Source organism: Salinibacterium sp. NG22 (assembly GCF_015864925.1).
Lineage (GTDB): Bacteria > Actinomycetota > Actinomycetes > Actinomycetales > Microbacteriaceae > Rhodoglobus.
Genome location: NZ_JADYWG010000001.1, coordinates 23,543 through 43,244, shown reverse-complemented (window position 1 = coordinate 43,244; position 19,702 = coordinate 23,543). Strand labels below are relative to the sequence as shown.

17 protein-coding genes and 1 tRNA gene are annotated in these 19,702 nt (G+C 63.4%); 10 read left to right on the top strand and 8 right to left on the bottom strand.

Going from position 1 to position 19,702, the window contains the following annotated elements; genetic code table 11:
- Positions 1-41: 41 nt before the first annotated feature.
- Positions 42-1,082 carry a LuxR C-terminal-related transcriptional regulator gene (locus I6E81_RS00205; protein WP_197105430.1) on the bottom strand — a complete coding sequence of 347 codons (1,041 nt, stop codon included), beginning with the start codon at positions 1,080-1,082 and terminating at the stop codon, positions 42-44.
- Between the two features lie 77 nt (positions 1,083-1,159).
- On the opposite strand from I6E81_RS00205, the gene I6E81_RS00200 reads away from it, so the two are divergent.
- From I6E81_RS00200 to I6E81_RS00185, 4 genes are all read left to right on the top strand, one after another.
- A complete protein-coding gene (locus I6E81_RS00200; RefSeq protein ID WP_197105429.1) occupies positions 1,160-1,774 on the top strand; it encodes a hypothetical protein in 615 nt (204 codons plus the stop codon).
- 112 nt (positions 1,775-1,886) lie between these two features.
- Positions 1,887-2,909: a 3-oxoacyl-ACP synthase III gene (locus I6E81_RS00195; RefSeq protein ID WP_197105428.1), complete on the top strand. Its 1,023-nt coding sequence runs from the start codon at positions 1,887-1,889 to the stop codon at positions 2,907-2,909.
- On the top strand, positions 2,903-5,722 hold the full coding sequence (locus tag I6E81_RS00190; RefSeq protein WP_197105427.1) for an alpha/beta fold hydrolase: 2,820 nt from the start codon (positions 2,903-2,905) through the stop codon (positions 5,720-5,722). The genes I6E81_RS00195 and I6E81_RS00190 overlap by 7 nt, the downstream gene beginning before the upstream one ends.
- A complete protein-coding gene (locus I6E81_RS00185; protein ID WP_197107093.1) occupies positions 5,719-6,684 on the top strand; it encodes an NAD(P)-dependent oxidoreductase in 966 nt (321 codons plus the stop codon). Before I6E81_RS00190 ends, I6E81_RS00185 begins: the two co-directional genes overlap by 4 nt.
- Positions 6,685-7,272: 588 nt before the next feature.
- Here I6E81_RS00185 and I6E81_RS14450 read toward each other — a convergent pair.
- Positions 7,273-7,872: a BTAD domain-containing putative transcriptional regulator gene (locus I6E81_RS14450; RefSeq protein ID WP_197105426.1), complete on the bottom strand. Its 600-nt coding sequence runs from the start codon at positions 7,870-7,872 to the stop codon at positions 7,273-7,275.
- Between the two features lie 326 nt (positions 7,873-8,198).
- Here I6E81_RS14450 and I6E81_RS00175 point away from each other — a divergent pair, with 326 nt between their 5' ends.
- The 6 genes from I6E81_RS00175 (at position 8,199) to I6E81_RS00150 (ending at position 15,882) form a co-directional block, all read left to right on the top strand.
- A complete protein-coding gene (locus I6E81_RS00175; protein WP_197105425.1) occupies positions 8,199-8,393 on the top strand; it encodes a hypothetical protein in 195 nt (64 codons plus the stop codon).
- Positions 8,394-8,598: 205 nt separating this feature from the next.
- Complete coding sequence (locus I6E81_RS00170) at positions 8,599-10,692, top strand: hypothetical protein (RefSeq protein ID WP_197105424.1); 2,094 nt, start codon at positions 8,599-8,601, stop codon at positions 10,690-10,692.
- Positions 10,685-11,977, top strand: coding sequence for a hypothetical protein (locus I6E81_RS00165; RefSeq protein WP_197105423.1), 1,293 nt, complete (start codon positions 10,685-10,687; stop codon positions 11,975-11,977). Before I6E81_RS00170 ends, I6E81_RS00165 begins: the two co-directional genes overlap by 8 nt.
- A 15-nt stretch (positions 11,978-11,992) precedes the next feature.
- Positions 11,993-12,547: a hypothetical protein gene (locus I6E81_RS00160; RefSeq protein ID WP_197105422.1), complete on the top strand. Its 555-nt coding sequence runs from the start codon at positions 11,993-11,995 to the stop codon at positions 12,545-12,547.
- Positions 12,548-12,557: 10 nt separating this feature from the next.
- On the top strand, positions 12,558-13,802 hold the full coding sequence (locus tag I6E81_RS00155) for a hypothetical protein (protein ID WP_197105421.1): 1,245 nt from the start codon (positions 12,558-12,560) through the stop codon (positions 13,800-13,802).
- A gap of 1 nt (position 13,803) precedes the next feature.
- Positions 13,804-15,882 (top strand): peptidoglycan-binding protein, encoded by a 2,079-nt coding sequence (locus tag I6E81_RS00150; RefSeq protein WP_197105420.1) that lies wholly within the window; start codon positions 13,804-13,806, stop codon positions 15,880-15,882.
- A 323-nt stretch (positions 15,883-16,205) separates the two neighbouring features.
- Here the strand turns inward: I6E81_RS00150 and I6E81_RS00145 are convergent, their stop codons facing one another.
- The 6 genes from I6E81_RS00145 to I6E81_RS00120 all read right to left on the bottom strand — a co-directional run bounded on the left by I6E81_RS00145 (position 16,206) and on the right by I6E81_RS00120 (position 19,649).
- The gene (locus I6E81_RS00145) at positions 16,206-16,418 is read right to left on the bottom strand and encodes a hypothetical protein (RefSeq protein ID WP_197105419.1); all 213 of its coding nucleotides are present in this window, start codon (positions 16,416-16,418) and stop codon (positions 16,206-16,208) included.
- A gap of 5 nt (positions 16,419-16,423) precedes the next feature.
- Positions 16,424-17,032: a hypothetical protein gene (locus I6E81_RS00140; RefSeq protein ID WP_197105418.1), complete on the bottom strand. Its 609-nt coding sequence runs from the start codon at positions 17,030-17,032 to the stop codon at positions 16,424-16,426.
- A gap of 256 nt (positions 17,033-17,288) precedes the next feature.
- Complete coding sequence (locus I6E81_RS00135) at positions 17,289-17,747, bottom strand: hypothetical protein (protein ID WP_197105417.1); 459 nt, start codon at positions 17,745-17,747, stop codon at positions 17,289-17,291.
- Positions 17,748-17,773: 26 nt separating this feature from the next.
- Entirely contained in the window at positions 17,774-18,826 is a 1,053-nt protein-coding gene (locus I6E81_RS00130; RefSeq protein ID WP_197105416.1) for a hypothetical protein, read from the bottom strand.
- Positions 18,827-18,894: 68 nt separating this feature from the next.
- Complete coding sequence (locus I6E81_RS00125) at positions 18,895-19,401, bottom strand: Imm26 family immunity protein (protein ID WP_197105415.1); 507 nt, start codon at positions 19,399-19,401, stop codon at positions 18,895-18,897.
- Between the two features lie 174 nt (positions 19,402-19,575).
- Positions 19,576-19,649 (bottom strand) — tRNA-Pro (locus I6E81_RS00120).
- Between the last annotated feature and the right edge of the window lie 53 nt (positions 19,650-19,702).

The following is a 19,702-nucleotide window of genomic DNA, read 5'->3' as shown; positions in this document are numbered from 1 at the left end:
TCATAGAGCGCGCCGACACGGCTAGGGCCAGCAGCTTAGACCTACGAAGCGCCCAACTTTCGCGCTGTCATCTCGCGCAACCGCAGCACCGCCGCAGCACGACTCGACACCTGAAGCACCCGAAACACCCCTTCGAGGTGCTTCTTCACGGTCGACTCCGACATGCCTAGTTCGCGCGCGAGCTCGTTGTTCGAACCTCCGGTGCGCGCGAGGGTGAGCAGCACTTCGGTCTGACGACGGGTGAGGCCCGCCACCAAGAGCGCGTTCGTGTCGGCTGCGACATCCTGCTGCCGGCGCAACAGCAGCACCGTGGGTCCCAGCCGCACCGGATGCACGATGCACTGCCACCGGTGCGTGCCGATGATCACATCGTGACGAGAATCGTTGCCGGGCGCTCGCGCGGTGTCGGCAATGATCGACGCGAGGCTGTCCGGAACCCGGGCTCCGGCATCCAACACCGTCGATGACGACGCCTCCACCACGCCATCCGAACGCACCGAAACGACCGCCCAGGCGTAGCGGTCCATCTCCGCATCCACGAGGCGGGAACGCTCCGCGTCAAGCGACGAACGGTGGTGCATCGCGAGATGACCGCTCAGGGCGTTCATGACGGCAACGTCTCGATCGCTGAACTCCCCCCTCTGCTCGCTACGGTTCAGTGCATAGGCGACCACGACATCCGGTGGCGACGGCAACTGCGTCACCAGCTGAAAGCGCACACCGAACGGTTCGTAGAAGTGGCGGTAGAGGTCGGTTTCGGTGACATCCGCGCCGCCCGCAACATCGCAGAAGCGGATAGCGCCGAGCCCGCGCGCGGAGTTCGCGGCGGCGTTCAGCGGATGCTGGTGAAAGTACTTGTCGTACTCGGGCTTGAGCCGGGTCGCTTTGGCAACCTCGCTGGCGGGCGACATCACGTACCGAAAGTCGCGGGTGGCGAGCACCATGTCATTGAAGGATGCGCTGTCGCAGTCGATGACTTCGCGCACAGCCTCGAGCACATCCGCAAATTCGAGGGGCGGATGCTGCGTGAGCCGACTGGCAACTCGCAAGACCGCTTGCGCGTCAGAATCGCTGAGTCCCATGCTCAAACACCCTACTCGCGCGGCTACGCCGAAAGACGTATTGCACAACCACTCTGCCGGCGAGGAACCTTGATCTCATGACAACTGCGCACTCGTCCCTCATGCCGTCTCCTCTTTCTTGGGTGCGCACAGCGCGGGTCGCGGCGATTGTTGTCGCCGTCACCGCAACGCTCGCTGCGTGCTCCCCCGCCGCCGAGCCCGCAGACTCTGCGACGTCAGAAGAAACTACGACAACGGACGAGACCGTGGGTGACGAGGAAACGACAGAGGAGCCCGCTACCGGCGGCCTCAGTACCGACGATGTCGGTAACGCCACACTCCGCATCAATGGCATCGAGTTTCCGGACTTCACCGGGGACTGCGAGATCACCCGCGGGTTCGGCACCGAAGACGTCGGAGATCTCAATGACGGCGACATCGTCACGATCATTGGCATCGACAACGTCGACACTCACGAAGACATGCTGATGAACTACATCGCGCTCGACGAGGAAAGCTTCCGGTTCCGCGATCAAGAGGCGGCCGCCGGAGTCGGCAACAACACCAACGGCACCATCTCGACGTTGACGGAGATCAGCGCGCGAACGGCAGACGGCAGCCGCGACATCGTCGAAGTGCGCTTTGCCGGAGCCTTCGAAGACGGCACCCCAATCGAGGCAGACATTGTCTGCGAGCTGCAGAACGCGTTCTAGCTCGCGACACGCGCGAACGCCGCTCGCGCTACCAGAAGGCAAGGCTCAGCCAACTGGCGTAAACTAGGCCTCTTGCTTACTGAGCCCGCGGGGCTCGCTCGACGGAGGTTCCGTGGCCGGAAATGCCAACACGCGCTTCAACAATGTTTCCCTGTTGTCGGTCGCGAGCACACTACCCAGCCGGGTAACCACATCGGAAGACCTTGAGGCGCGCCTCGCCCCGGCGTTTTCGCGCCTCGCGCTGCCCAGCAGACTCCTGCAACGGGTGGCCGGCGTGCTCGAGCGTCGCAATTGGGCGCCCGGCGAAACATCCGATGATGCCACCGTCGCCGCGGGTCAACGCGCGCTAGCTGAAGCCGGAGTGGATGCCTCTGAAGTCGGCCTCCTCATTAACACTTCGGTCAGCCGAAAGCACCTTGAGCCTTCGGTGGCGGTGCGCCTGCACCATGGCCTTGGTCTGCCCAGCTCGGCCATCAACTTCGACGTCGCGAACGCGTGTCTCGGTTTTGTCAGCGGGATGAACCTTGCCGCGAACATGATCGAGTCGGGCCAGATTCGCTACGCGATCATCGTCAATGGCGAAGACGCCGACGACATCCAGACCAACACCATCGACCGCCTGTTGAAGCAGGATTCCGATCGTGACGGCTTCATGAGCGAATTCGCGTCGCTCACGCTCGGCTCGGGAGCTGCTGCTGCCGTACTCGGACGCACCGACGAACACCCGGCCGGGCATCCGATTCTCGGCGGGGTCACGCGCGCGGCGACCCAGTTCCACGAACTCTGTGTCGGCAGCGTCGACGGTATGTTCACCGACGCGAAAGCACTGCTCAAAGGTGGCCTCGACCTGGTCGTTTCGGCGTGGAAAGAAGCATCCACCGAATGGGACTGGTCAGCGATGGATCTGTACGTCACCCACCAGGTGTCGTCGGTGCACACCAACGCGATCGTGAAGGCCGCAAAGCTCGACCGCGATCGCGTGCCCACCACCTTCCCGCAGTACGGCAACGTCGGCCCCGCGTCGATTCCCATCACGCTTGATGAAGCGCAAGGGTCGCTCAAAAAGGGCGACCGCGTTCTCCTGATGGGTGTGGGCTCCGGACTCAATACCGCAATGATGGAGCTCGCATGGTGACTGAAGCCGCTTCCCGCCCGCCGCACGACCTGCCCGGGCTCGACCCGCGCTTCAGCCGAGTTACCTCCGTGCCAGGTAGCGGTGTGGATGCGGGACTCACCCGCGACTGGCACTACCTCGACACCGGCGACGAGTTGGCTCGCCTCGGCGTGCCCATTGCCGGCACCATCCTGGCCGTCCACGGCAACCCGACCTGGTCGTACTATTGGCGCGAACTACTGACGCAATCGGTGCAGGATGCAGAAGCTGGGGTTGCGGCTGCGGCTGGCGACGGATCTGGGGCGGCGGCGCCCGCGTGGCGCGTCATCGCCGTCGACCAGCTCGACATGGGATTCTCGGAGCGCACCGGCATCCATCGTCCGCTCGCGCAGCGCGTCGCCGATCTCTCCGCGTTCACCGACGCACTGTCTCTCGGGGGCCCCGTCTTCTCGCTTGGTCACGACTGGGGCGGCGTCGTTTCGCTCGGTTGGGCAGTCGATCACCCGGCCCAGCTCTCGGGCGTCATGCTGTTGAACACCGCCGTGCATCACGAAGCCGGCAAGCCAATCCCCGCGCCGCTGCGGCTGGCGCGCGCCCGTGGAATGCTGGCGGCATCCACCGTGCGCACCACCGCGTTCTTAGAGACCACGCTCGCACTCACGACCGATTCGCTCGACCCGGCGGTGAAGGATGCGTACCGCGCGCCGTACCGTACGGCAGCACGACGTGGCGGAATCGGCGGCTTCGTTGCCGACATTCCCGTGAATGCTGATCACGAAAGCTACAGCGAACTCGACCGCATCGCGACCGCCGTTGCCAAGCTCGACCTGCCGGCGCTCATGCTGTGGGGTCCGCGCGATCCGATCTTCAGCGACTACTACCTCGACGACCTCATCGAGCGACTTCCGCACGCAAACGTTCACCGCTTTGAGGGTGCCGGCCATCTCGTTGCCGAAGACGTTCCGTACGCCGACTCGGTGCTGACTTGGCTCGGAGACAATGCCGCGAGTCTCGCGAACCCGGGCTCGGCCTCGCCGTCGCCGCGGGAAGCGTTCGCTGCAGCATCCGCCTCCGCATCCACCGATTCAGACGATTCGAGCTTCGTGCCGCTCTGGCGCAACCTCGATGAACGCGCCGATGACACCACCACCGCCGTGATCGACATGTCGACGCGCGGACAACGCGGTCCTCAACAGGTCAGCTGGCGACAGCTCTCGGACCGCGTGAGTCAGATCGCCGCCGGCCTCACCGCGATCGGTGTGACGAAGGGTCAGCGGGTCTCGTTGCTCGTACCGCCCGGGCCCACGCTCACTGCCGTGGTCTACGCCTGCCTGCGCATCGGCGCCATCATCGTCGTCGCGGATGCCGGCCTCGGCGTCAAGGGACTCACCCGTGCCGTGCGCGGGTCATGGCCCGACTTCATCATCGGCGAAGCGCCCGGCCTCACCGCCGCCCGCACGCTCGGTTGGCCCGGAGTGCGCATCTCCACCGCGCGACTTCCCAAGGTGTCCGCCGCAACGCTCGGAGTTTCGTACAGCCTGCGCGACCTCATCACGCTCGGCGCCGACACTCCCCTCCCTGCCGAACCGCGGGCTGAGGATGACGCTGCGATCCTCTTCACGTCGGGCTCAACCGGCCCGGCCAAGGGTGTCGTTTACCGCCACGGCCAGCTTTCTGCTCTGCGGGACGTACTGGCGCGCCACTTCGAAGTGACAGCCGACACCGGACTCGTGACCGGGTTCGCCCCATTCGCCCTGCTGGGTCCGGCACTCGGCACGCGATCAGTGACGCCTGCAATGGATGTCTCGTCTCCCCGCACTCTCACCGCCCGCGCTGTCGCGGCCGCGGTGGAAGCATCCGGCGGCAGCATGGTGTTCCTCTCCCCCGCCTCGATCCTCAATGTCGTGGCAACCGCGGGAGATCTCACCGCACACGACCGCAGCGAACTCGAGCGCGTGCGCACCTTCCTCTCTACTGGGGCACCGATCGGCGCAGAACTGCTCGCCTCGGCAGCCACCATCATGCCGAACGCAACACCGCACTCTCCCTACGGCATGACCGAATGCCTCTTGGTGACGGACATCACGCTCGACGGCATCCGTGATGCCGCCGGTGGTGCGCATACTGGCGTGTGCGTGGGAACGCCGATCGGCGAGAACCTCATTCGCATCAGCGCGCTCGACTCCGACGGCGCCGCGACCGGAACACCGAGCACTGAGCCCGGGGTTCTTGGCGAGATCATCGTCTCGGCGCCGCACCTCAAGGATCACTACGATCGCCTGTGGCTCACCGATCGCGCCGCTGCGCGCGAGACTGCGGTGGACGATGCAGCCGCCACCATTGACGTTGCAGCTGACACGGATGCCGCGAACGCTGCGGAGCCTGCGAACACGACGACCGCGCCCGACGCGCCCTCCGCTCGCTGGCACCGCACCGGAGACGTGGGCCACCTCGATGAGCTCGGCCGCCTCTGGGTCGAAGGCCGCCTTCCTCACGTGATCGTGACAGCAACGGGCCCGATCGCACCGGTCGGCGCCGAGCAGGATGTCGAGGGCGTCACCGCCGTGCGCCGTGCTGCTGTTGTGGGCGTCGGCCCGCACAAGCTGCGCCAAGCAGTCGCGGTAGTGGAAACTATCTCGCCGACCCGGAAGCCTGGGCTCGCCGACCCCGAACTGACGGCGGCCATTCGCGCGAGCACAACCCTTCCGCTCGTGGCCGTGCTTGCTGTGCCGCAGCTTCCGACGGACATCCGCCACAACTCCAAAATCGACCGCACACGGTTGTCTGAGTGGGCCGAGCGACTGCTGGCTGGCGGAAAGCCGACAGCACCATGATCGTGCTCGTCACCGGGGCATCCGGATTTCTCGGTCGCGCGGTTGCCGCTGAGGCTGCCGCCGCGGGGCACGACGTGCGCACGCTGCAACGTCGGCCGTCTGGCGTCGACGGCGTCACCGACTTCCTCGGTTCGATTACCGATGCGGATGACGTCGCGACTGCGATGGAAGGCGTCGAAGGCGTCATCCACCTTGCCGCTAAGGTATCGCTCGCCGGTGACCCGCACGCGTTTCACACCGTCAACGTCGGAGGAACTCAACTCGTGCTCGCCGCGGCCGAAGCGGCGGGCGTTTCTCGCTTCGTGCAAGTGTCGTCGCCCTCGGTGGCGCACTCCGGCTCCGCGCTGGCCGGCGTCGGCGCCGAGCCTGCGTCACCCGAACACGCGCGCAGCGAATACGCGCGAACAAAGGCACAAGCCGAACTGCTCGCTCTCGCCAGCGACAGCGACTGGATGCGCGTGGTTGCCATCCGGCCGCACCTCGTCTGGGGTCCTGGTGACACCCAGCTCGTTGGCCGCATCGTCGACCGAGCTCGCCGTGGACGCTTGCCGCTACTCAATGGCGGCACCGCCCTCATCGATACGACCTACGTCGACAACGCCGCATCCGGAATCGTCGCCGCCCTGCACCGCGCCGACGTCGCCCACGGCAAGGCCTACGTTCTGACCAACGGCGAACCGCGTCCCGTTGCCGACATCCTGGCGGGCATCTGCCTCGCGTCGGGAGTTCAGCCTCCGCGCTGGAGTGTCCCGGCCGCCGTTGGACGCACCGCTGGCTCTCTCGTCGAACGAGTGTGGGCAGTGCGCCCCGGTGCGGACGAGCCGCCCATGACGCGCTTCCTAGCCGAGCAGCTGTCGACAGCGCACTGGTTCGATCAGCGCGACATCCGCGAGGCGCTCGACTGGTCGCCCGCCGTGAGTATTGACGAAGGCCTACGCCGACTCGCCCGTCACGAGCGTTAGCGGGTACGCTCGGGGCACGAGCCACTCGGCTCACAGGAGGACAACGTCATGGCCGATAAATCACCCAAGAAATCATCCGGCAAGACTGTAGCCAGCAAGTCTCTCAAAGAGAAGCGCGCTGACAAGAAAGACAAGGCCGCCGGCAAGCGCAAGGACTAGAACTTGGTCAGCGGCGCGGGTGCTTCTTCGAACGGAAGCGCCCGACCCGCTGATGGGCGGTTGTGCACCGATACCGCAGCCGACGCGTCGCGCTCCATGTCCGCACTCAGCGGCGAATGAATCTGAACTACCAGTTGAAAACGTAGGTTGAACGGCGCGCAGAACTGGCGGTAGAGGTCGGTGGGGTGACACCCGCGAACTGAAGAGACGGATGCTCCGTGAACCGGCTCTGAAACTCGGCTGGGATTGGTCCTGGCCTGGGAGAAGTCTTCAAAGAGAGACTGGTCTTCACACGTTCTGGGTAGCCGCCCCTGAAGCACGTCGACCAAACCAAGTCAGTGCATCGAGCACGTTTCCTATTCGCAGGCACGCGGCTCGAAGCTTTCCGAGGATCGTTGCGGAGAAAAGGAGCGTCGGTCGGCGTGCGTCCTACCGTCGCGCTGATGCCCTAGCAAGGCCTAGGTTTGCCACCAGCCCCGTAAGTTGCGCGGAAGGGGCGACCCCGAGTTCGGTATCCAGAATCGCTGTGTAGTGCTTGACGTGGGCCAACGCGTCGGAGATATTGCCCTCGGCGAGGAATGCGGCGACGAGCGCTCTGCGTGGGCTCTCGCGCATCGGCTCCACCGCGATCGCGGCAAGTGCAGACTCGATCGCCTGCGCAAACTGACCCTTGCGACGGTACGACGCGGACATCTGCTCGAGAGCGTGCAGCGCCGTCATCCGAAAATGTTCACGCTCGATGTACACCCAGTCGTCGTCCCAGTCGGGCAGGAGCTCGTGCGCAAACCAGCCCAGCGGCACCACCACGCCTTCGTCGGGGTCGTGACCAGACGCGAGTGTGTCGGCAACACGAATGACGAGGTCGACGTCGGCCTCCACCTCAGCCCCGATCCATAGCATCTCGGCCTCGCCCTGGATGAGTTCGGGGAGCACCTTGCGCAGTCGCCACAGCGTAGATCTCAAGCAGGCGAATGCGTGATCCTGAGACGAATTGGGCCAGAGCACACCCGCGGCACGCGATCGTGGCACCGGCTGATGCTGCAGTCCAAGGTAGGCGACGAGCCGCGTCGCACTGGCCGGAATCGGGCGTGGCCTCCCGTCCTGGGTTACAGCGAACCCATTTAACAACGTGAGGTGCGTCCCACTTAGCGCGCCCATGTCCCACTCTCCACGGTCATCGTCGGCCCCTCCACGGGTCATCAATCGCGTGCCCACCACTCGCGGCTGGACCTCCACTTTATGACTGTTTGTCCTAGTTTGCGTCGATTGCGTCACCGCACTGTCACCGAGCGCTGTCGAGCGCGGAGATGCAACGGTGATGACGCGGTGATGGTCCCGCGATCACCATCGACGCTATGGATGAGGCACAACCACACGACGCCATGCTCTTCATTGCGGTGTGGCTCGAGGGAGGCCCGGAGCGGGCACTGCGGGTGAAAATCACTACCGTGGGCGATTACGCCGACGCAGTCTTCTACGCCACCACCGTTCCGGAAGCAGCCACCCAAGTGGAGCGGTGGCTGCGTCGTCAAGAAATGTCGCAACGGTGACGCTGCCATCACGCAGCGGTAACACTGCAGGGTTCATCGTGGGTCTCGCAACAGTCCACTTCAGCGGTCGTTGGGAGCAATGATGGAAACGGTTCACGGCACGTACGGCATGACGAGCGAGTCCTACCCACCCGCATTTACACCGCTAGTTGAGCCGAATCAGCTCCTCGAGGCAGGCACCGAGCCCCTGCAGCCGGAATCCCCTATGACCTCACCGTTCGCGGAGAGTTTCGCGACGCTCACCGAGGAGGAGTGGGAGGGTCAGGCACTCGAAGATCTCGCGAGCGAGATGGAGGATGAACAGTTCTCGGCTGCCGTCGACAGTCTGGTGAATGAGGCCGCGCGGCGCCATCTCAACGCAATGTCTGGGTGGCGCGAGGCCGAGGGTGGCTCTGCACTTGCGCAGAGCGACGTGGAGCAGTGGATGGAGTCCATCGTCTCCGAGGCGGAATACATGATCGATGAGCTGGAGCGCGAACACGACGGACAGTCACTCGAATGGTTTTCAGAGCTTGAGCTCGAAAACGAGTTGTTCGGTGCCGCCGAATACGAGGACAACGCTGGCAATCCGCTCGACTCTCAAGAACTCTTTTTCAAGGCCCTGCGGCGCAAGTTCAAGAAGGTGGTGAGTTTCGCCAAGAAGGCCATCAAGAAGGGCGTGAAGTTCATCGGCAATTTGAACCCGCTCAAGCGCATCTTCGCCGCCATCAAAAAGGCGGTGCGCCCGCTACTCAAGCGTGTCTTGCGCCGCGTGCTCGGCAAACTGCCACCACCATTGCGTGCCGTCGCGGTCCGTGTGGCCAAGAGGTTGGGGATCAAGACTGAGGTCAGCGAGCTCACCGAGGCCGAGGCGTTCGACCTCGACGTCGCGGGCGAACTCTTCGCCCCAGCGTTCAACACCGAGGGCGACTTTGAACACGAATCCGAATATGAGGGTGCACCCGGTGGCGACGCCTATGAGGCTGACGTCGCAACGCTCGACCGAGCCCGCGACCGCCTCGCGCATCAGCTCGCAGAAATGGAGAGCGGTCAGACGCCGCTGGCAGAGATGGAGCAGTTCTTGCCCGCCGTTATGCCGCTCCTCAAGATCGGCGTCAAGATCGTGGGCCGTAAGCGGGTGGTCGGCGTGGTCGCCAAGGCTCTCTCCGTCGTCATGGCTCCGCTGGTCGGGTCGCAGGCCGCAAAACTCCTTTCGCGCTACATCGCGGATTCGGGGTTGAAACTCATCGGCTTCGAAGCCGAGTCTGCCGCCAACGACCCCACGCTCGGAACATCCGCCCTCGTCGCGGCAGCTGAGGCGGCCGTGGCCCATGTCGCGACCCTCGACGAGTCTGTCCTTGACGACGACCGGCTGCTAGAGGGTGAGGTGCAGGCCGCTTTCGCGGAGGCGGCCGCGCAACACATACCCGCTGCGCTCCTGCGCCCTGAGTTCGTGGACCCGTCGGCTGAGGGCGGAGTGTGGGTGTCGATGCCACGGGCAACCGCGCCAGTGTTTCGCTACAAGAAGTTCAGTCGGGTGATCCCGCTTCGGGTGCATAAGTCGCTCGCGCAGTCGGTGCGATTCACCAACGGAGAGACCCTGGAGTCGCGGATGCTCGAGGCAGGGGTCGAGGAGTGGCCCGCTGAGGGCGAACTGGAACTGTATGAGTTCCTGCCAGGTGGTGAGGTGGGCCACCTCACAGAGTACGAGTCAGACGGTGAAGCCTCGACCGCCGACGAGTTCGACGAGTTTTCCGAGGAAGTCGCCGGGATGCTGGCTCGCAACCGGCGCCTCGGCAGCAACGCCCGCGGGCGCGGGTCGCCGCGCAGGGTTTTCCGGATCAAAGTTGCGGGCAAGCGACTGCGCAAGCGTTCCCCGTTCTCGGTTCGACTCGACCTCTCGTCGCCACGACCTGAGATCCGCCTCCTGCTGCGCGTGGGCGAAGGAAACGCCCATCGCATGGCGCGCATGCTCGACGCACGTCAACTCACCGAGGTGGTGAAGGTCGCGAGGTCGGTGTTCGGCGAGACTCTGACCGACGCGCTCGCGGCGCGGCTCGTCCACATGACCAAACGCCGCCAGATCATGATGCCCGAAGGATCCACCAAGAAATTGGCGGGAGTTCTGGTTACTGGGGCGATGACAGCCTTCTCGAAACAGCTCCCGGGGATGGCCTCGACGCTCAGTGCCGCCGCCAAGGACGCGGCCTCCGGAGTGACGCTCATGGTGACGTTCCGCTTCGCCGACAAGGCGGCGCTGATCGCCGCGTCGCCCGCGGAGCCCACGTTATCGATCAAAGCGGGGTACCACCGTGCCTAGTGCAGCAACAAAGCGCCAGCTCGCCGCAGAAATCGCCCACTGGTCGCTCGCCATCGACGCTCTCTATGATCTGGACACAGCGGCTTCTCCCGAGGGCTGGCGATCGCTCGAAAGTTATCTGAGCCGCAAGTTGAGAGACCGCATGCACGCCATGGTCGCGGAACTGCGTTCAGAGGGAGCCGACCTCATGCGCTGGCACGATGCCGGCGGCGAACCACACGAGGTGAGGCGCCGCCTACTCCGGCTGCGATCGCGTTACCTGCGCGCGGAGACGATCCTCGACTTCTACAGCACCGCGATCAACTCGCGATCCAATCCCACAATGGGATCGTTGCTGCGCGGCTACGACACGCTCGCGACCGACTCCATGGCTGCGGCTCTGCTCCCGCTCGGGCACGAGCCCATCCCGGCACTCGTCTACGCCGCGATCGGCAAGGGAGCGAGCGTGCTGCGGGCCGATGTCCAATTGTGGGACCACGCGCACCCCTCACCGGCCGCGGCCATCAAACTCACCCGGCACAATTTGTCGCACCCTACGGCCCTGTTCCACGAGACAGGACACCAGGTATCTCACCAAATCGGGTGGAAGGCCGAGCTGGCCGAGGCGCTCGAGCGCGAGCTGTCCCCAGCGTCCCGCAACGTCGCGCTGATGTGGGCGTCGTGGTCGAGCGAGATCGCGGCTGACGTCCACGCCTGGGCGCAGAGTGGCTGGTCGTCAGTCGCGGCACTCGCCAACGTGGTGGACGGCAGCACTCGCGAGGTCTTCCACATCCGACCGGGCGACCCCCACCCATTCCCCGCGGCGCGCGTGGCATTCAACGTCGCTATGTGCCGCAGTTGGTTTGGCGCCGGTCCTTGGGACGACCTAGGTCAGGCGTGGCAGGAGCGACACGACGTCGAGAGCGCGGGACAGGCCGGCGAATTCATGACAATCAGCTCAGGGATGATGGAGCGCATCGTGGAGGTCTGCACCCGTAGGCCGATGAAGGCGTTTCAGGGCGCGACCGTCACCCACCTGATCGACCCGATGCGCGTCAGCCCTAGCGCGCTCGCCGCGCTGGCTACTCAGGCGGGACCGTCGCTCTTGACGTCCACCTACCTGCGCCGGCGCGAACCGCTGCGCATCCTTGGTTTGCTCTCTGCGCGGTCCCTTGAAGAGCCGCACGAGGCCGCCGAACATCGCGCGGTTCTCCGCAGTTGGGTTACCCAGGTGGGTGCCGATGCTATCGACGCCACTGGAGCGCGCACCAGCGTCACTTCGCCACCTTCAACACTTGTTGCCTAGGAAAGGAAAACCCTCATGACCACTAACGAGTCCACCGCACCCGCATCGACCGGGTGGGACGAGCGTCAATTCGAGGAGATGTTCGACAGGGCCATTGCACGCTTCGCCGGCGGGCCGTTGTCCGCGCCTCGCGACTCCGGGCCAACGCGCGAGGAGGTAGTTCAGTCGGACACGGCATTTCGGTACGGGATGATTACTGGTCTGCTGGGGAGAACCGGGCGAGGCGGCAAGTCCACGTTCAGCGGCTTTGTGCCGTCGACGCTGCACGGCAGAACGCTCGTCATCGAAGTCTCTCCGCGTGCACGCCGCGGTGAGACGGTGGAGCTTACGCTGCGCACAAAATCTGGCGAGATCGACTACTACGATGCGGGCGAATTGTCCGACGCGGGCACCGTTGAGGTGCCAAGTCAATCATCCGGATCCGCAGTGGTACTCGCGGTGGTGTACGACTCCGCTGGCCGCATGATCGCTGCCTCTGCGCACCCGACGAAGAGTTCGGCACATCTGCCCGAACCCGCTGTCGGTGCCCGTTCGAACTCCCCCAAATCGCCGAAATCACCCAAGAACTAGGAGAGAAGCCATGTTCCTCAATCTAGCGAACACGTTTGTAGCGCAGGGCAAGCCCGCCACATCCGTTTTTCTCGTGCACCCGGTCCAGCTCAGTCGATGGCTCGACGAGGCCTGGGCCGCGGGCGCCCTCGTGCCGCCCCTTCCTGGCGTCACTCCCCCGAACGCCGCTCCCCTGCTCGGCGCGAGCCAGATCATCGAGGACCTCAATCTGCCAACGCAGGCTGCAGGGGGGCTGATCGATCCATCCGGAATCAGCGTCACTAATCCCGACAACTGGTCGCGCGTGCGCGGGCCGCTTGAGGCTTCCCCCGGATCGGGCGGGCTGATCTGGCACCAGTTGATCTACGCCTACCTTGTCGAGAGCACCGGCGTCATGGAGATCTTCTCGGAGGTGGTGCGCAGAATGGTGCTCGGCGAGACCCTCGGCTCGCTGTCGCCCGAGAGTGTGAAGTGGTTGCGCAGCACGGAGGAACTGTTCTTCAGGGATCCGCCACTGTTTTCCATCGGCGGCGTGATCAGCGAGATGCGGCCCTACGCCCGCGTGAACCGCCGCAACGCCTACTGGCGGATGTTCGGGCTCGACCTCCCGCACCAGGTCCCCAACATCTGGGGCGGCGCCACGACCCCCGACGCGTGGAAACAGGGAGTCGGGAGCGGAGTGAACCTCGACTTCCGCGAGAAGTGGACGGAGTTGTTGCGCCAGGTCTGGATGGGACTCGAGAACCGCAAGAACGCGGCAGGAGTTAACCCCACGGATCCGTCGTACGTCGCGCTGCTGTGCCGTGCGATCCGCGACATGCTGAATCAACGCAGGCAGGGCGGCGCGCTGGCGCGCGAGGAGTTCACGTACGTGTCCGCGCTCAGCTGGTTCGACCTGACATTGCGCTCAGACTCGCCGATCGTGAAGGACCTCAAGGCCCAGGCGAGTACGCCAGACGGGCGTCTCACGGCCATCGCAGAGCGGGTGGGAATGAAGTCCGCCACCCGAAGCCGCGAATTGCTGGAGATGGCGGAACTCTCGTCGAGCGTTCTCCGCGCCATTGAGTTGGGAATCTTCGACGATCCGGTCCAGGCCGAGGCCCTCTACTCACCCGCGTCGCAGTTGACCGAGGACATGAACGACCTCATCAACCTGTGGCAGTCAGCAACAGGCGATCGAGTCAAAGAGCGTCCCACCGGCACTGCTGTGACCGCCAGCGCGCAGCCGCTGCGCGTGCCACGCCCAGAACTCGCGGCCACCCGCGCAGGTGCCTGACATGTCGACCGCAGATTACTTCGCCGCCCCGGCGTCGCCGTTTGGGGAGGTGTCGGACGTCGATGCAGACGGCGCCGCGCTGAGCGAGTGGGAGTCGTCCTCCGCCTGGGAGGACTTCGCCGACGACGAGGGGCCATCCATAGCTGAACCGGTGGGTGGGGATGTCACCGCGGAAGAAGACGGTTGGGAGACTTCCGAGGACGAGTGGGTGACAAGCGAGTTCTTCGACGAGGGTGCACGTGAGGCAGGCGACGAGTGGCAGCGGGAGCCAAGCGAGTCGCTGCAGGCCGAGGGCGACTTCGAGTCCGAACAGGAGTGCGAGGTCGACGAAGAGGATGAATGGGAAGCGAGCTTTGAGGATCAGGCATCTGCCCCTGCGCCAGCTCAGGTCGGCGCGCCCCACGCTCCGGTCCCCTCTACTGGCGCCCGCTTCCCCGTGCGCTCCACCCACGCCCAGCCCACCGAGGTGAACTACAAGGCGAGCGACGGAACCGGCGTGGGAAGAAACGCGGGGCGCCGCTTCTCTGCAGGTCGACCCGCACGGGGTCCATTCACGCGGAGGCACTGCGCCGTCGATCTCAACGCCGAAATCGGCGACGAGGTTGTGGCGTGTGAAGACGGCCGTATCGTCGCGTTCTACGGGTTCTGCTGCGGACAAACCAAGACCACGTGGGCACTGCTCGTGGAACACCCACAAGTGGTCATCAACTACGGAGAGGTCTCGCCCGACTCCCTCACCCGTCACGGGCTCAAGGTCGGAGACACCGTGACATCGGGGCAAACCATCGGCCTCATCGGGCGAAACCCCGGCGGCGGGCACATGCTCCACTTCGAGATGTATACCCGAGGAACCACGCGCAACAAGCGGTGGACGCACGGCCAGGCAGCACCTGTGGGATTGCTCGACCCCACGACCTACCTGCTCGCGACGCTCGGCACCACAGCCTCGGGGCCGTCGCCAGCACCCCGTTCGGCCCCCACTCCGCCCACGCCAGGACCAGTGCGCCCGACATTGAGGCGCGGCGCTCGCGGCAGTGCTGTGCGGCAGCTTCAGATCGCCCTCTCGGCGGCGGGATTCGCTACAGCCAGCGACGGCACCTTTGGCGCGGGAACGCAGGCGAGGGTCAAGGCGTTCCAGGCGGCGCGAGGGCTGAGTACCGACGGCGTCGTTGGTCCCATCACATGGGCGGCTCTAGGCTCGCCGGCCGGGGGCACAGGTGGAGGCGTCGCCGGGGCAGGGGCGGGATCCGCGTCGAGCACGACCTCCTCGGGAGCGGCTGGGTCTGCGTCGACGAGCGCTAACCTCGCGGGAATCACACTCGGCACGCTCGAGTGCACGACGCCGCGGGGCACCTTCACGTACCCCTTCTCGGCGGACGACCTCATCTGGTCTGCCAAGTTGCTGGTGCACGAGGCCGGCGGCGCTGACAACGCCGACAACGCCGCCGTGCTGTGGGCGATGTTCAACCGCTTTGCGCTATTCACGCACACGGTTTATCCGACATTCACCCGTTTTATTAGGGCGTATTCCACGACGCTGCAGCCAGAGCTGCGCAACCGGCGCGCGGCCGAACGACACTACAACCGGCCGAGCAGTCACTTTGTGCGCACCGGTGGCGTCTACCCGGGGACCAACATCCCCAGAGGCCAGTTGCAGCGTCACCTAGACGTGCAGCGGCAGCCGTGGTCCGCCGTCAAGCTGTCCGCCCGTCAACTCGCGCAGTGCGCGCTTCAGGGCAACTTGCCCAACCCCGGCATCGGACTCGCGAGCGAGTTCGCTTCGACGCGGGTGTACTACAGGCAGAATCATGGCGGCGCGGAGCCGACACTGCAGCAGTGGTTGGAGTACACCCACACGTTTGCACGGAGAAAAAACTGGCAGTTCGTGGGCGACATCTCGGGCCTCGACCCCCGCAAGAACGCCTTCTTCCTCGACAATCGCGCCCGGTCCTTGCCTACCGATGCCGTGCGTGTAATCCCCGCAACTGGTGCCCGAGAGCACGAGTGGGAGTATGAGTTCGACGAGCTCGGCGAAGTCGATGAGGCCTTTGGTGTGAACGAGAACGTGGATGCGGGGTGAGGCCGCGGCCAGGGACGCCAGCTTAGCCAAACCCACAATCCGTGAGTTCGGGGTATTTCAGTAGCTTGCGACAACACATAAATCACCCAAGAGATCATCCGGCAAGACTGTAGCCAGCAAGTCTCTCAAAGAGAAGCGCGCCGACAAGAAAGACAAGGCCACCAGCAAGCGCAAGGACTAAAACCCGCTCAACGGCGCGGCTGCTTCTGTTTGCAGAAGCACCCTCCCCGCTGATGGGCGGTCGGGCACCGGTAACAGTGCCGCGATCATCCCTTGGGCTGAAGGATGACAGCTCGCGAACCGTCCACGTCGCCAGTGGCTGCCTAGGCTTCGTATAGACACTCAGCGACCGTTTCGGCCGATGCAGGGGTTGCGAGGGCGAACCAGAGAGCGTTAGCTACTCGGGGACGAACATCGTCAATATCGACCTGGCTCAGAACCCAAGTAGCGGCGGCACGAGATACATCACGGAGCGAAACGTCGCCAAGCGTGGAGATCTCCGCCGTGAGGTCTGGAGCAACAGTGTTTAGTCGCACAAGCGTCAACTCAGTTTCTCTCGCGCGACGCCTGCTTCGCGACAGAGGTTGCGGTAAGTGAAGAGCAAGTACACGGCGTATGCCGCCGTGGCGACCGCACCGCCGATTCCGGAGATCGCATATACAAAGGCCCACGAAATCTCTGGGCGCGCAGCAACCAGAAACCCGATCACTGCGAACACGACCGCGATTGGCGCGAGAAGAAAATCGATGCGACGTCGGAAGATGAACGCTAACGGGAAGAAATGGGCTCCGATGATGAGCGCCACAGCGGGAAACACTAGACGCCACTCACCGAGCAACGCGAGCACGATCGCTACGATCCACAGCGTGCCATAAGAGATTCCCGAAAGGATTCCCATGCGCTTTCCGATAAGCGCACCTTCAGCGGTGGGCACATTGGGAAAGTTGGCGGCGTGCCGGATGTTGCGGACTGAGAGAAACACAACGACCGCGGCATAGGCGACCCCCACGACGAAAATGAGCGTCCCGACAACGGGAGCAGCGAAGATCCACCAGATCAAATACACGAGCATGAAGAACACTTGCACGATCGGCTGATACGCGGTGTTGCGCGCTGCTGAACCGAACCACTCGGGCGTGTTAGTTGACATGAGGGAATCGTAGCGGTGATGTGGAGAAGAACTCACCTCTTCGCCTTGTGGATGCGAAAAAAGGACCGTCCAGATGGACAGTCCTTTTTCCATATTGTCGGGCTGACAGGATTTGAACCTGCGACCCCCTGTCTCAGAATCGTGGAGTCTGCCTGCTACCGAATAGTGCCGGAAACCCCGGAAACATGAGGGTTTCGATACGCCCGTGAGCGAAAATACATCTGCCGATTACTGAGGATTTCGGAGCAATACCGAGTCAAAGTGTTGGGTAAGTGTTGGCCAAGGCTTGACGAACGACGTTACGCAAACTATTCACGTCGTCCGTGGCTGCCTGGGCTTCGTACATGCAGTCAACGACCGTTTCAGAGGATGCCGGGATAAAGAGGGCATACCAGAGTGCGTTCGCTGCACGCGCTCGGGCAAACGCGTGGGCGTATCCTACAAGGGTTTCATCACCCGCTTCTGACTCCTGAAGATCCCAGGCCGACTCGTCCAGTTCTTCTACAAGCTGCCAGAGTTCGTCATGAACTCGATCACTCACGCGCCGCTCCTTCAGCGCGGAGAGCGCTACGGCGAGGCGTGGGTCCTCAACCTCCGCCTGCCCGAGCACCCAGGCCACGACAGCGCTCGATATAGCACTTAGCTGCGAGGCCTCAAGCTGAGATATCTCCGCCACAAGATCCGGCGCGACGGTAGCCAATCGCACAAAGCTCATTTCACGTCTCCTCTCACAACGCTCGCTTACCTGAAAAACGCGGATGTGGTGATCACCCAGTCAGGCTTGAGTTCATCAAACTCTGTATGCCACGGTGCCAATCCCAAATGCGCCCGTAGAGCCATTTCCAACCTGACTGGCGCCACTGTGCTCCGGTATTGCAGGAAGTTGATTTCAGCGCGAGTGGCTAAACGCCGACGAGTCCCCGAGTAGTCCTCTACGTGCATGTTTTGGGGACCCCCAACACCTATTTTGTAGGCGGGGAGACGCACCGCAGCATGCACAGCCGTCCGCGTCACTACCGTCCAGTGCCCGACATAGATTTTGGCGTCCAAAGACAGCGCGAGAAAAAGCACCGGCGACATAAGCGCCTCTATTGCTCTCTCGGCCGCAACTTCGAGAGGCAAAACAGCGTCAAAGATCGCGAAATAGTAAGAACTCGTACCGTATAGCCCCACCACTTGCCCGACGCCCGCACGACCATCGCCGGTAGGCACGATAAACACATCCCCGACAACGATCTCCTTCACCGCGGGCGGGGGCGGCAGCGGAAAGGTGAGCACTTCAGTCCGGAACACAGGAGCACTACCGGGCTCGATCAGGGCAAGTTGCACAATGAAATCCGGCAGCGCATCCGGGGAAGCCTCCCCAGATGCATCTCTCGCGCCCAACTCCGCGTCCCAGTCGATGAGGTGGGCAGTGACCGAATAATTCCCCTTGCCCACAGAAATTTCAGTCGCACCCCCCATGTAGGAACCAATTTCTTCTAGGGCCCCCACCTGTATCAGTCCCTCGGTCTTCAACAGATACGGCTCCGATGTCACGGCTCGTAGCCGCTGTTCCGTTTCGGTGAGCGCTCCGGAACGAACATCAATCTTAAAAGTTGAGCCCCCGCCCACGTTCAGAGGAACAAAAGCACCCTCTTTGATCATCTTTATGATCGATTCGTCGTTATCGAACGCATCCTCCCACGCGTCCAAGTCAGTCACATGGGTGAAACGCGACGGTTCCCACAGCGCACACATTCCGGCACGAGTCGTCGAAAGAAAAGCAGGATGGGGCTGTTCAAAAATGGTCATTTTCTAAAACCTTGGTCCAATCGTGATTCTGCAAGAGACGATTCCTGTGGGCCAACCACAGCAGCCATTCAGTCGAAGAGTGCCGCGGTCGTAGTCAGCTCGTTGGGCTTCAGCTTGTCGAACAGCTCTAACCACGGTTCCAAACCTAAAGAAGCTCGCAAAGCCCGCTCGAATCGCACAGGAGAGACGGTCGACCGGAACTCCAAGAGGTCAACTTCGGCCTCAGTGGCCGGACGACTCCGAGTGCCTGTGTAGTCAATTACGTGAATATTATCTATGGTTCCCATAGAGACTTTGTATGCAGGAAGCAAGATCGACGGGTCCACTTCCGCGTGCGCTACGACGGGCCAATCTCCAAAAAAGATTTTGGCGTCTAACGACAACCCAAGGAAAAGCAACGGCGATTTGAGCGCCTCTATTGCTCTCTCGTCCGAAACTTCCAGCGGGACAACGGTGTCAAAGATCGCGAAATAGTAGTCACTCTTACCATACACTCCCACCACTTGCCCCACGCCTGCGCGACCATCGCCAGCAGGAATGATAAAGACATCCCCAACCTTGATTTTCGTTTTCACCTTGGACCGCCTCCAACATGGCAATAGTAAGCTTCGCTCACCTGATGTCTCATGTTAGCCAGACCGCGTCTGGGATAAACCATTTTCGTGCTCGAACTAAGCGCGAGGCCACAATCCGAAGGTGCTTGGGCATAGAAAAAGCCCCGGACTTCGTGAGAAATCCGGGGCACATTGTCGGGCTGACAGGATTTGAACCTGCGACCCCCTGACCCCCAGTCAGGTGCGCTACCAAGCTGCGCTACAGCCCGCGACAACTCGAATAGCTTACCGCGAAATCTGAGCGCCGATGTTCAGTTTTGCG

What these genes read in the sequence shown, in the direction of transcription:
- I6E81_RS00205 (WP_197105430.1), bottom strand. Translation starts at nt 1,082, where the DNA reads ATGGGACTCAGCGATTCTGACGCGCAAGCGGTCTTGCGAGTTGCCAGT.
- I6E81_RS00200 (WP_197105429.1), top strand. Translation starts at nt 1,160, where the DNA reads ATGACAACTGCGCACTCGTCCCTCATGCCGTCTCCTCTTTCTTGGGTG.
- I6E81_RS00190 (WP_197105427.1), top strand. Translation starts at nt 2,903, where the DNA reads ATGGTGACTGAAGCCGCTTCCCGCCCGCCGCACGACCTGCCCGGGCTC.
- I6E81_RS00185 (WP_197107093.1), top strand. Translation starts at nt 5,719, where the DNA reads ATGATCGTGCTCGTCACCGGGGCATCCGGATTTCTCGGTCGCGCGGTT.
- I6E81_RS00175 (WP_197105425.1), top strand. Translation starts at nt 8,199, where the DNA reads ATGGATGAGGCACAACCACACGACGCCATGCTCTTCATTGCGGTGTGG.
- I6E81_RS00170 (WP_197105424.1), top strand. Translation starts at nt 8,599, where the DNA reads ATGACCTCACCGTTCGCGGAGAGTTTCGCGACGCTCACCGAGGAGGAG.
- I6E81_RS00160 (WP_197105422.1), top strand. Translation starts at nt 11,993, where the DNA reads ATGACCACTAACGAGTCCACCGCACCCGCATCGACCGGGTGGGACGAG.
- I6E81_RS00155 (WP_197105421.1), top strand. Translation starts at nt 12,558, where the DNA reads ATGTTCCTCAATCTAGCGAACACGTTTGTAGCGCAGGGCAAGCCCGCC.
- I6E81_RS00150 (WP_197105420.1), top strand. Translation starts at nt 13,804, where the DNA reads ATGTCGACCGCAGATTACTTCGCCGCCCCGGCGTCGCCGTTTGGGGAG.
- I6E81_RS00140 (WP_197105418.1), bottom strand. Translation starts at nt 17,032, where the DNA reads ATGTCAACTAACACGCCCGAGTGGTTCGGTTCAGCAGCGCGCAACACC.
- I6E81_RS00135 (WP_197105417.1), bottom strand. Translation starts at nt 17,747, where the DNA reads ATGAGCTTTGTGCGATTGGCTACCGTCGCGCCGGATCTTGTGGCGGAG.
- I6E81_RS00130 (WP_197105416.1), bottom strand. Translation starts at nt 18,826, where the DNA reads ATGACCATTTTTGAACAGCCCCATCCTGCTTTTCTTTCGACGACTCGT.